This is a genomic window from uncultured Campylobacter sp. (genome assembly GCF_938017615.1).
Taxonomy (GTDB): domain Bacteria; phylum Campylobacterota; class Campylobacteria; order Campylobacterales; family Campylobacteraceae; genus Campylobacter_B.
In genome coordinates, this window is the sequence record NZ_CALIJA010000006.1 from 1 (window position 1) to 11,500 (window position 11,500).

General features: G+C 45.7%; 15 protein-coding genes. 6 read left to right on the forward strand and 9 right to left on the reverse strand.

The genetic code is table 11. The features are described 5' to 3' along the window. Positions 1-306: 306 nt before the first annotated feature. From Q0620_RS00170 to gatC, 8 genes are all read right to left on the reverse strand, one after another. Entirely contained in the window at positions 307-1,092 is a 786-nt protein-coding gene (locus Q0620_RS00170; RefSeq protein WP_298782620.1) for a shikimate dehydrogenase, read from the reverse strand. Then, on the reverse strand, positions 1,092-2,123 hold the full coding sequence (locus Q0620_RS00175) for a hypothetical protein (protein WP_298782622.1): 1,032 nt from the start codon (positions 2,121-2,123) through the stop codon (positions 1,092-1,094). The genes Q0620_RS00170 and Q0620_RS00175 overlap by 1 nt, the downstream gene beginning before the upstream one ends. Before the next feature lie 94 nt (positions 2,124-2,217). After that, positions 2,218-3,465, reverse strand: coding sequence for a serine hydroxymethyltransferase (locus Q0620_RS00180; protein ID WP_298782624.1), 1,248 nt, complete (start codon positions 3,463-3,465; stop codon positions 2,218-2,220). A 2-nt stretch (positions 3,466-3,467) separates the two neighbouring features. Further along, the gene (gene lysS / locus Q0620_RS00185; RefSeq protein ID WP_298782626.1) at positions 3,468-4,961 is read right to left on the reverse strand and encodes a lysine--tRNA ligase; all 1,494 of its coding nucleotides are present in this window, start codon (positions 4,959-4,961) and stop codon (positions 3,468-3,470) included. A gap of 1 nt (position 4,962) precedes the next feature. Beyond that, positions 4,963-5,430 (reverse strand): Fur family transcriptional regulator, encoded by a 468-nt coding sequence (locus tag Q0620_RS00190; RefSeq protein WP_005871221.1) that lies wholly within the window; start codon positions 5,428-5,430, stop codon positions 4,963-4,965. Continuing rightward, positions 5,427-6,104, reverse strand: coding sequence for a CvpA family protein (locus Q0620_RS00195; protein ID WP_297901032.1), 678 nt, complete (start codon positions 6,102-6,104; stop codon positions 5,427-5,429). Before Q0620_RS00195 ends, Q0620_RS00190 begins: the two co-directional genes overlap by 4 nt. Beyond that, the gene (locus Q0620_RS00200) at positions 6,104-7,186 is read right to left on the reverse strand and encodes a type IV pilus twitching motility protein PilT (protein WP_005871218.1); all 1,083 of its coding nucleotides are present in this window, start codon (positions 7,184-7,186) and stop codon (positions 6,104-6,106) included. The genes Q0620_RS00195 and Q0620_RS00200 overlap by 1 nt, the downstream gene beginning before the upstream one ends. Positions 7,187-7,196: 10 nt before the next feature. Beyond that, entirely contained in the window at positions 7,197-7,484 is a 288-nt protein-coding gene (gene gatC / locus Q0620_RS00205; RefSeq protein ID WP_291939991.1) for an Asp-tRNA(Asn)/Glu-tRNA(Gln) amidotransferase subunit GatC, read from the reverse strand. A 116-nt stretch (positions 7,485-7,600) separates the two neighbouring features. On the opposite strand from gatC, the gene Q0620_RS00210 reads away from it, so the two are divergent. From Q0620_RS00210 to Q0620_RS00235, 6 genes are read left to right on the forward strand one after another with little or no spacing between them, the layout of a single operon-like run. Then, the gene (locus tag Q0620_RS00210; protein WP_298782629.1) at positions 7,601-8,152 is read left to right on the forward strand and encodes a hypothetical protein; all 552 of its coding nucleotides are present in this window, start codon (positions 7,601-7,603) and stop codon (positions 8,150-8,152) included. Then, positions 8,152-9,165 carry an L-seryl-tRNA selenium transferase gene (locus tag Q0620_RS00215; protein WP_298782630.1) on the forward strand — a complete coding sequence of 338 codons (1,014 nt, stop codon included), beginning with the start codon at positions 8,152-8,154 and terminating at the stop codon, positions 9,163-9,165. Before Q0620_RS00210 ends, Q0620_RS00215 begins: the two co-directional genes overlap by 1 nt. Beyond that, a complete protein-coding gene (locus tag Q0620_RS00220; protein ID WP_298782632.1) occupies positions 9,152-9,487 on the forward strand; it encodes a hypothetical protein in 336 nt (111 codons plus the stop codon). Before Q0620_RS00215 ends, Q0620_RS00220 begins: the two co-directional genes overlap by 14 nt. Continuing rightward, complete coding sequence (locus Q0620_RS00225) at positions 9,474-10,094, forward strand: type III pantothenate kinase (protein ID WP_298782638.1); 621 nt, start codon at positions 9,474-9,476, stop codon at positions 10,092-10,094. The genes Q0620_RS00220 and Q0620_RS00225 overlap by 14 nt, the downstream gene beginning before the upstream one ends. Then, positions 10,091-10,702: an ATP phosphoribosyltransferase gene (gene hisG / locus Q0620_RS00230; protein WP_298782633.1), complete on the forward strand. Its 612-nt coding sequence runs from the start codon at positions 10,091-10,093 to the stop codon at positions 10,700-10,702. Before Q0620_RS00225 ends, hisG begins: the two co-directional genes overlap by 4 nt. Before the next feature lie 52 nt (positions 10,703-10,754). After that, complete coding sequence (locus Q0620_RS00235) at positions 10,755-10,910, forward strand: hypothetical protein (RefSeq protein ID WP_298782635.1); 156 nt, start codon at positions 10,755-10,757, stop codon at positions 10,908-10,910. A 281-nt stretch (positions 10,911-11,191) separates the two neighbouring features. Here the strand turns inward: Q0620_RS00235 and Q0620_RS00240 are convergent, their stop codons facing one another. Further along, complete coding sequence (locus Q0620_RS00240) at positions 11,192-11,329, reverse strand: hypothetical protein (protein ID WP_298104787.1); 138 nt, start codon at positions 11,327-11,329, stop codon at positions 11,192-11,194. Between the last annotated feature and the right edge of the window lie 171 nt (positions 11,330-11,500).

Genomic DNA, 11,500 nt, shown 5'->3' on the forward strand with positions numbered 1-11,500 from the left:
ATTTTACTTAAACTACACAAAATTTTAGTTTAGATTCGTCGTAAAATTTTAGAATAGAACATCCAAGAAACGAGCAGAAAAATGCGCGAGACTTTACCAAGCATCTTTATGCCTAATTCGTAGCAATTTTAAACAGAATCTTTTGTAAGCAAATTAACACGGCTCGGCTGAAAGCAAACGTAAGAATTTTAAAATCAAACGCCCAAAGCTACACGATACGAAATTTAAGAACGGATAACTAACTCCATGCAAAATTTAAAGCATTTCATTAGACTGGACGTATAATTGAGAAGCCTAAGAGTCGATTTAGCGCAAATTCGCAGCATGGCTCATCAGCGCTGCAATCTCTGCTAAGTCGAATTTGCCGCCGAAAAAGAGATTGAAAGCAAGCGCGCCCTGATTTATAAGCATCTCTTTGCCGTCTTTTACGGGCAGATTTTTTGCGCGCGCGGCTTGCAAAAACGGAGTCTGCTTGCCGTAGATCGCATCAAAGGCAAATTTTGCGCGGGATAAAATTTCATCTATTACCCCCTCGGGCGCAGGCAGCGCGTCATCTTTGAGCCCCGCGCCGGTGGCATTGACGATCAGATCGTAGTCTTTGGATTTGAAATTTTCATAGGTAAAAAATTCCTCGCAGCCGAAGTCAAAATCTTTTGCGCTGCGGTTTAGAATGTCGAATTTCACGCCGTTTTTGCTTAGCGCGTAGCCGATTGCCCGCGTCGTGCCGCCCGCACCTAAAATAAGCGCATTGCGAATCTCACCAAAGCCCAAAATCGCGCAGAAAAAGCCTTGCGCATCGGTGTTAAAGCCGTGCAGCACGTCGCCTTTTAGCACTAGCGTGTTTACCGAGCCGATCTGCTTAGCTGCCTCACTTAGGACGTCGCAGGCTTTGAGCGCGTCGAGCTTAAAAGGCACGGTTACGTTCGCACCCGTAAGCCTTAAAGCTTCAAATTTAGCTCGCAGCTCCTCGCCGTGCCGCAGCAAAACTCGCCCATAGTAGGCGTCCAGCTCCAAAAATTTTATGGCGTAATTATGAAGTAGCGGCGAGAGAGAGTGGGCGATCGGGTTACCGAAAACCGCAAATCTGTCCACTATTTCACTCGGTAGATATACGCTCCGCTATTGATGCTGCGCATATCGCTAAGTGCCTTTTGTAGCGCCTCGCCCTCAAAAGGTCCAACTAAAATTTTAGTTACGCTCTTGCTGCCGACGTGAGTTTGCAGAGCGATCGGATTATAGCCTTTTTTAGTGATTTTTTTAGTGTCAGACCCGTTTGGATCGTAGGCATTTGATGCGAAAACCTGCACATAACTGCCGTTTGCCACGCTGGTGCTGGTGCTCTTCGCCGCAACGCCAGCCTTTACGCTCTCACTTTTAGACTCTGGTTTGCTAGCTTCTTTTTTAGGCTCGGGCTTAGCGGGCTCTTTTTTGGCCTCAGCTTTAGCATGTTCCTTTTTAGCTTCCGTTTTTGAAGGCTCTTTTTTAACTTCTGCTTTTGCTTGTTTTTCAGGTTCTTTTTTAGGCTCTACTTTTTGCTCGACTTTTCTAATTTCGGTTTTAGAAGGTTCTTTTTTGATCTCGTCTTTTGCAGACTCTTTTTTAGGCTCGGACTTTTTTACGTCCGTTTTTTCAGACTTTTTGGCTTCGTCTTTAGGCTCAATCTTTTTACTTTCTATTTTAACTTCGGATTTTTTTGGCTCTTCTTTGATTTCGGGCTTTTGGATTTCTACTTTCTGTGCTTCAGGCTGAGCGCTTGCGACGACCTTGCTTTCGGAATTAGGCTCTTGGGTTTTTATCTCTACTTTTGTTGGAGCTGCAGATGCTGTATTGGGTTCTGATTTCACTTCTACAGGCTCGGGCTGCGAAGGCTCAGGTTTTTGAACTTGTACGGCAGGCTTTTGCTCCGCTTTGGCAAGCTCTTCTTCACTAGGCATAGTAAGACCTGCGTTAGTATCAATATCATCTTTATTAATAGCCTTCATTATGATTAAAATTATTAAGAATAAAACTACGACGCCGGCTGCGACTGTAAGACCCTTTTTCAAATTCGCGTTTTTATCAACATTACCGCTATTTATCACTATATCGTCTATGCTGCTCATATCGAAATTTTTGTCGTTCATACTCTCTCCTAAGATTATTATTTACTTTGTAAATTCTACCACGCAAAATTTACGAAATAAATAATTCGGGTAAGCTTACCCGAATTTATTAAATTTAATACATCGCGCGGTCGTAGATGATAAAGCGGTGCGCCAAATCTCGCACTTCCTCTTTGACCTGCGCCTGAAGCTTAGAATTTGAGATGTCGCTTAGCACATCGGCGATTTTATTTCCGATAAACTCAAATTCTTTCTCCTTCATTCCGCGCGCTGTAAGTGCGGGGCTGCCGACGCGGATACCGCTGGTAACGAACGGGCTGCGCGTCTCGCCCGGCACGGTGTTTTTATTTGTCGTGATGCCTGCGTTTTCAAGCGCGGCGCTAGCGTCCTTGCCGCTAAAATCTCTATTTAAAAAGCTCATTAAAATCAGATGATTATCGGTGCCGCCGCTAACAAGATCAAAGCCTCGTTTAACCAGCGTCTCGCCCAAAACTCTAGCGTTTGCCTTGATCTGCTTGGCATAGAGTTTCCACTCGGGGCTTAGATTGTGTTTAAAGCCCACCGCCTTAGCGGCGATGACGTGCATTAGCGGACCGCCTTGAATACCCGGGAAGATCGCCGAGTTGATCCTTTTAGCAAATTCCTCGTCGTTGGTCATTATGATGCCGCCGCGCGGACCGCGAAGCGTCTTGTGCGTGGTCGAGCTTACGACGTGGCAGTGCGGGAACGGATTAGCGTGTTCGCCTGCGACGACGAGCCCTGCGACATGCGCTACATCGGCGAAAAGAAACGCGCCCACGCTATCAGCGATCTGTCTAAATTTAGCAAAATCTATCTCGCGCGTATAGGCGCTCGCACCACAAACGATCATCTTGGGCTTTACGATCTGAGCGATCTCAAGCACCTTATCATAGTTTATGCGACCGTCAAGCTCTACGCCGTACTCGAAGCTCTCATACATCTTTCCGCTGCTTGAAACCTTCGCGCCGTGCGTCAAATGCCCGCCGTGGCTAAGCGCCATGCCTAAAATTTTATCGCCAGGTTTCAAAAATGCGGCATAGACGCCTTGGTTGGCTTGGCTGCCGCTGTTTGGCTGGACGTTTGCAAACTCGCAGCCGAAGAGCTTTTTGCAGCGGTCGATCGCGATCTGCTCAATCTCATCTACGAACTCGCAACCGCCGTAGTAGCGCTTGCCGGGATAGCCCTCGGCGTATTTGTTCGTTAGCACCGAGCCCATCGCCTCCATCACCTCGGGATAGGTAAAATTTTCGCTCGCGATCATCTCCAAATAATCGCACTGACGGGCAAGCTCTTTGTTGGTTAAACTAAAAATTTCATTATCGAATTTTTCTAAATTTGACACGTTCACTCCTTCTCTAAATTTAGTGGCCTCATCGCAGGGAATAAAATCACGTCGCGGATCGATTTTTTATTCAGCAAAATCATCGCCAAGCGATCGATTCCAAGCCCCCAGCCGGTAGTCGGCGGCATCGCGTAGCTAAGCGCGCGGACGTAATCCTCGTCCATCTCGTGAGCTTCGTCATCGCCTGCGTTTTTAGCGTCGATTTGAGCCTTAAATCTGGCGTATTGATCGAGCGGATCGTTCAGCTCGTTAAAAGCATTGGCTAGCTCCTTGCCTGCGATGTAAAGCTCAAATCTCTCAGCTATCTGCGGATTTTCGTCGCTTCTGCGCGAAAGCGGGCTGATCGAGATCGGAAAATCCACGATGAAGGTCGGATTTATGAGCTTAGCTTCTACGTAATTATCAAAAAGTTCGCTCTGCAAGTGGCCTAAATCGAGCTTTTCATTGACTTCAAACCTATCCTCTTCGAGCTTTGCGATGATCTTTTCGCGATCATTTACGATCTGCGACTCAATGCCGCCTATCTGCGTAAGCGCGTCGAGATACTTTATGCGCGCAAAAGGCTTTGAAAAATCGATCTCGCGCTCATCGTAGGTTAAAATTTCGCCTAGCCCGAGCCTCTTAAACAGCGCTTTAAATAGCTCCTCGGTTAGGTTCATCGCGTCGTTATAATCATGCCACGCCCAGTAGAATTCTATGCTTGTAAATTCCGGATTGTGCGTCAGGTCCATACCCTCGTTACGGAAGTTTCGGTTGATCTCAAAGACCGCCTCCATGCCGCCTACGACGAGGCGCTTAAGATACAGCTCCGGAGCGATACGTAGGTAGCGATCGACGTCTAGGGCGTTGTGGTGCGTGATGAAAGGCTTAGCATTCGCGCCGCCCGCGATAGGGTGCATCATCGGCGTTTCGACCTCCAAAAATCCGTGTTTTTCAAAAAAACTGCGGATCTCGCTAACGATGATCGAGCGCTTGATAAAATCCTCGCGGACCTCGGGGTTCATTATCATATCAAGATATCTTTGGCGGTAGCGCATCTCGATATCGACAAGGCCGTGAAATTTCTCCGGAAGCGGGCAGATCGCTTTGGATGCGAGCGTTATTTTGCTGGCATGGATCGAAAACTCGCCCGTTTGGGTGACGAAAGCGTATCCGCGCACCAAAATTATATCGCCCACTTCGAGATTTTTCTTAAATTTAGCGTAATCCTCCTCGCCTATGCTGTCGCGAGAGTAATAAATTTGAATATTGCCGCTTTGATCTTCTATGTTTGCGAAGGTGGATTTGCCCGCGACACGCTTTAGCTTTAACCTTCCGGCAAGGCTTACCTCCTCGCTCGCTTTTTTATCTTCGGTATCTTTTATGTAGCCGAATTTCTCTTTAAACTCGGCTATGCTCATATCTTTTTTTAGAAAGTGCGGATAGGGATTAGCCCCTAAATTCCGAAGTTCCGACGCCTTGTCTATCCTTTGGATCTCTAACTGGCTATCAAACAATCTACTTCCTTTTTGCCGCGCATTCAGGGCAAATTCCATACAGCTGCATCATGTGTCCCGTAAGCGTAAATCCGTGCTCTTTGGCGACGGCAAGCTGTTTGCGCTCGATAGTGGCGTCTTGAAATTCTATGATCTTATTGCAGCTTTTGCAGATTAGATGGTCGTGGTGAGGCTTGTTGGCAAGCTCAAATTTCTTGCCCTGTGCGCCAAATGAGATCGACGTCGCCATCCCCGAATCCTCTAATAAATTTAAGGTGCGATACACCGTCGCTATGCCTACGTTTAGCTCCGGAAATTTCGCTTTGATCTCGTTATGAAGCGCCTCGGGCGTGAAGTGCTTGTTATTGTTATAAAGCGTGCGGAGCAAAACCTCGCGCTGCTTGGTATATTTTAGACCGCTAGCGGCAAGTGCCTTTTTAAACTCAACAATTAGAGCGTCAAACTCTAAATTTTCGATTTTTGCATTCATAATTTTGTCCTTTCTGTAGAATTTACTTCTGAACTGGCGTTAAAATCGCTAGGTTCAGTGCTTTGATTTTGATCCGAGTTCATACGGGCGGTAGAATTTTGATCTTTTAAGAGTTTATCATCCATCTTAGAACCGATAGAATCTAAGCTTTGTTTGATCTTCGGATCGTCTTTGAGATTTAAAATCCAATTTCCTATTTTTAAAAAAATCGGCGCAGTTTTGCTGCTTTCAAAATACCTTTTGGTCTGTTCGTTCATCGACATAGGACCGCTTGCAAGCGTAACGATAACTGCAAAAATCAAGAAAATTTTACTTACGCTAAACACGAAACCGCCGATCTTATCGACAAATCCGAGTCCGCTCCATTTAAAGAATTTTGAAATGATTTCGCCTATAATCAGACACGAGATCCATACGCCAAAAAGCACAGCGATAAAGCCGATGAGAACCTGCGTCGTGTCGCCCGAAAGCACGCCGTTTGCATTCTGTAAAGCTGGAATTTTTGCTGCAATCCACTCGCCTGCCATAGTTTTATAACGCATCGCGGCAAAAAGACCGCCGATGAGACCCAAAATTCCAAAAATTTCTTTTACAATGCCGTTGGTGATACCGCGCAATCCGAAGAGCACTACGAGTACTAAACAGCCGACGTCGAACCAATTAATACCTTCCATCAAGCACCCACCACGCCTATTAGCTCTTGTAGGTTAGTCGAATACCTAAATGCCGTGTCTTTTGAAATTTGATTTGCACGGATCGCTTTAACCATCGCTTGAGTTTGAGTTATCATACCGGTAGATTGCTGATTTAGCTGCATTTGAGAGTAAATTTGATGCACCTTGTTTTCGCGGATTAGATTCGCTACGGCATTGTTATTGAGCAAAATTTCATGGATCGCGATACGTCCGCCGCCAAGCTTTGGCAAAAGTGATTGCGAAATGACCGCGGTAAGTGACACGGAGAGCATATTTCGCACTTGGAGCTGCTCGCCGCCGTCAAAGCTATCAATAATACGGTTGATCGTCTGCATCGCGGAGTTGGTGTGTAGCGTACCAAATACCAAGTGACCGGTCTCTGCAGCGGTAATGGCGATCGAGATAGTCTCTCTATCACGCATCTCGCCCACGAGGATAATGTCCGGGTCCTCACGCAAGGCAAATTTTAACGCATTAGCGTAGGAATGGGTATCGGTGCCGATATTTCTGTGAGAGAAAAGCGCTTTTTTATTGGTATGGACGAACTCGACCGGATCTTCAACGGTGATAATGTGCTTGCGCTCTTTTTCGTTGATCTCGTTTAGCATCGCGGCAAGAGTAGTTGATTTACCACTACCGGTAGGTCCGGTAACCAAAATCATGCCTTTTTCGTGCTTGACTACCTCTTTAAAAATCGTAGGGGCTTTTAAATCGTCCAGGCTAGGAATATCGATAGGAATAATACGAAATGCGGCAGCCAAATCACCGTTCATAGTGTAGTAGTAGTTACCACGGAAGCGTCCAATATTAGGAAGCTCGATCGCAAAGTCAAGCTCTTTATTTTCCTCGAGCGCACTTTTTTGGGCATCGGTAATGAGCGCGTAGCAGATATACTCGATATCCGTGCCCTTAAGCGGATCCATGGCAAGTGGGCGCAATGTTCCGTCGATACGTATTTGAGGCGCCGAGCGCGAAACTAAGTGAAGGTCGCTCGCTTTGTTAAAAACGACGGTTTTTAGTAGGGTTTCGATATCTACTAAATTTCTTTGAACTTCTTCCATAAAATTCCTTTCAATCGATGATTTTCGGTACTACGAAGTAGCCGCCTTCGGACTGCGGAGCATGCTTTAAGACGCTTTCTGCGACGTCGCTTTTGCGTGGGATATCTTTGCGAAACGGAGTACCACCTTTTAGCGTAGTGATAGCCGCCTCGCCGCTTTGTAAATCCAGTTCATTTAGAATTTCTACAAAATCTACAATATTATTTAATTGACCTTTAAATTCTTCTCGCTTAGCATCTGGAATTTTAAGAGCGGATAGCCTTTCCAGCTTACTTAGCAAGGCGTCGTCTATTATCATAACTTTCCTTTTTCTGATAAATGCGACATTATATCATAAAAATTCTTTATCTTAGGCGGTATTTAAAATTTTTTATGCTACAATTACGCCGATTTTCTCAAACAAAGGACTGAATTTTGGCTTTAAAAGACGACATCGAAGGCGTGAAAAAAGAGATTGGCACAGAAGAGCAGTTTCTAGAAAGCGTCATAAAAAGTGAAATTTTCGTAAAAAAATACAAAAAGCCGCTGATATTTTTGGCTGCGGTTTTGATCGTAGCATTTATCGGATATTACGCAAATGAATTTCTAAGCGATCGCCGCATAGCAAGTGCTAATGCGATCTATGACGAGCTGCTTAACAAGCGCGATGACGCTAAGCTAGCCGAGCTTAAGCAAGAAGATATAAATCTATACGCTCTTTATATTTTGCAAAACGGCTCTGCAGACGAGCGAGCGGCGCTAGAAAATACCCAAGGCATCGATGTTATGCTAAAAGAGATAATAAATCTACAAAACGGCAAGCAAGGCGGAGTGCTACTCACCGATTACGATTCTTTGCTCAAAGGCTACGACCTACTAAAAGAGGGCAAAATCGAACAAGCTCACGCAGAGCTAGATAAAATTCCACTCAACTCGCCAGTTCGTCAAATCGCACTTGCTTTGAAACACTATGGAGGCAATAAATAATGAAAAAAACGCTGATATTTACGCTTTTACTATCGTTTTTATTTTTAGGCTGCTCGACGAAGCGCCAGTATTTCGAACCTAGCGACGAAAACATCACAGGCGATATGAAATTTAACGGCTCGCTGCCGTCGGAAATCGTAGCGGTTAGTAAAGATGGTGCTACGCTAAAAGACGGCGAAGTCATCTCTAAAAACGGGTTGGTGAAAAATTTCAAAGTCTTAAAAAGTGAGAAATTTTTAGGCGAATATGACGGAAATTTCGTCGTAACCGACATCAATGGCACGCTTAAAGTAGTTGGTAGCACAGGTGCCGTAAAATTTGAAAAAGCCCTCGGCAGACAAGCGCTAAGTGCAAATATACGCGGCGATGATTTGGCTTTAGTGATGAGCGATGATTCGATTATGCTTATCAAGCTAAGCTCGGGCGCAGTGGTACTCGATCATAAAGTAGGCGATGCATTCGCAATCGATTCGCGCGTGGCGTCACCGCTATTTATCAACCAACTTATCGCTTATCCTGCGTTAGACGGACTAGTCAGCATCGCAGAAAACATAGGCGGGCGCTCGGCACGCGATTTCGTCGTGAGCAACCAGCCGTTTTTTAACAACATTATCGCCTTAGAAAACAAGGGCGATAACCTTTATGCTGTGACCGCCACTAGGCTAATGCTGGTAAGTCCTGCGGGCAATAAAAATCATAACGTAGACATCAAAGACGTGATTTTTAGCGGCGATAGAATTTATCTTTTTTTAAAAGACGGCAGAGTCGAGCTACTGGATCGCGGGCTAAATTTGATCAAATCGCGTAAATTTACCTTCGCGCAGTTTAGCGGCGCGCTACTTAGCGGCGGCTATTTGTATATCATCGAGCGCAACGGCTACGTCATCCGTGTGAATGAAAATTTAGAAGGTCAGGCGATCTACGAGTTAAATGGCGAGTTCGAGGATAAGTCTTTTATCGCAGGCAGCTCGTTTTACTACGACGATAAAATTTTAAATTTTGATGCTAGATAAAATTTCAAAACTCTGCGTTCGCGAAGGGCTTCTGCTTCAAAAATTTCAAACGCTGGATATTGCTAGCTTCACGCGCTCGCGCTCATACGGCGCGTATTTCGGCGTGGATCTGAAAAGCTACAATGTGCTTGTGTTTATGCGCGACGCAAAATCCCGCTTTGTGATGCGCGATGCGGAATTTCTACTCTCGCTAGTAAACGACATTAGCGCAAGCCTAGGCAAGGTCGTGAAAAAACGCGTGCTGTTTTACAACTCGCAGATGTGCTCTAAAAGCGCGAAATTTTTAAAAGAAAATGGATTTAGCCTCTATGCTTTTGTGTGACGTAGGAAATTCCAGGGTTAAATTTTATAAAGGCGGCGTAACGCAAAGTATGCCTGTAGCGGAGTTTATGCGGTACGAGCCGAGGGAGCAAATTTTTTTCATTAGCGTCAATGATAGCGTGAAAAAAAAGCTGAAAAACCCTCTATTTGTCGATCTGGCGTCGCACTTTGAGCTAAAAACCGCCTACCGCGGGCTTGGGATCGACCGCATAGCGGCGTGCTCGGCCGTAAACACCGGCGTCGTCGTCGATGCGGGCAGCGCGATCACCGTGGATTTGATGTTTAAAAGCTCGCATCTAGGCGGATTCATAATGCCAGGCATTAGCACGCTTTTAAAATCTTTCGCGAGCATCGCGCCCGTGCTGGACGTAACGCTTTCAACCAATATCGATCTGGATCCGCTGCCACAAAAGACCGCAAGTGCCGTAAACTACGGGATTTTAAAGCCGATCGTGCTTACGATCGAAAACATCGCGGGCAATAATAAAATTTACTTCACGGGCGGCGACGGAGCCTATCTGATGCGGTATTTTCGCAACTCGATCTATGAAAAGGATCTGATCTTTAAATCGATGGTGAGCTTAATCGCAAAAAAGGGGCTCGCATGATAACCATAGCGCTACCGAAAGGCCGCATAGCCGACGACACGCTTAAAATTTTCAAAACCATCTTCGGGCTTGATTTTGCCTTCGAGGATCGCAAACTCATAATGCAAGAGGGCGATTTTAAATTCCTCTACGTCCGCAACCAAGATATCCCTACTTACGTTATGGGAGGTGCGGCGGATATCGGCGTAGTGGGGCTTGACGTGCTTGAGGAGCATCGCCCGGACGTGCTTACGCTGCTTGATCTTAAAATCGGAAAATGCCGCGTCTGCGTGGGCGTGCATGCGGGCACCAGGCTAAACTACGGCGCTCCGAGCCTAAAAATCGCTACAAAAATGCCTAACATTACTCGCGAGTACTTCGCCTCCAAGGCAGTCGCCGTAAATATCATCAAACTCTACGGCTCAATCGAGCTAGCCCCGCTCATAGGGCTTGCCGACGCTATCGTCGATGTCGTGGAGACCGGCGCTACGATGAGGCAAAACGGGCTGCAACCCGCAGAAACCATAATGCAAAGCTCGGCGCACCTCATCGCCAACAAAAACAGCTTCGTGCTAAAACGCGATGAAATTTTAAATTTAAGAGATAAACTAGCCTGCACGATCGCCTAAACGCTCGCTTGCCCTGCCACACGGTGCCTGCGGCCCGCGCGGCATATTTTGCGTGAGTGATCATCGCCGCCTTGACGCAGTGTCGTTTAAAAAACCGCTGCTGCGTATAGAATTTTACGGCAGCAACCAACCGCACCGACTAAATTTAAACCAGCCTGCAAATTTGATCTATCAAGAAGCGGAAGCGCTGTCGAGCCACGGGGCGTAAAATTTTAAAATTCTATCGCTACAAATTTTAAAATTTAGCCTAAATTTACAGCTCGTAGAATTCCGAAATTCTAAAACTCTGCAGCATAGAATTTCAAAAATTCAAAATTTTGCGAGTTCTAAATTTAGGCTCAAATTCCCGCGGCTTGGAAACGGCAGAATTTCTGAATTTCAACTCGCTAAATTTCGCCACTAAAAATCGCGCGAAATTTAATTAGCGCCATTCTTTAAGTATAGAAAGTAGCCTGCGCCAAAATCAAAGATGCTAGCCGCGCGTACGGATCAATCCCTGCTACGGCGATATTTGAAAAACTGCTTTATAAGACTTACAAAGCCCGCGTAAACGGCATTACTACCTATATTTTTAGGAAGGACAAACACGTTTAGCGCAGTCAATATATACAGTGCGAAAAATTTCAAATACAGCCGTTTAACAATTTTGATAAATTTTGGATTTAAGACAGGTTGCATCCCGGCGCCCGGCTCGAGTCCAGTCCGCGCTAGCTTGATTTTTTCGGGCACCGTTTGCTTTGGTCAGCTTTGTTTCGGATTTTTTCTGCACGTCTTGAGTCCGTTTTTGCGTGCTTTACT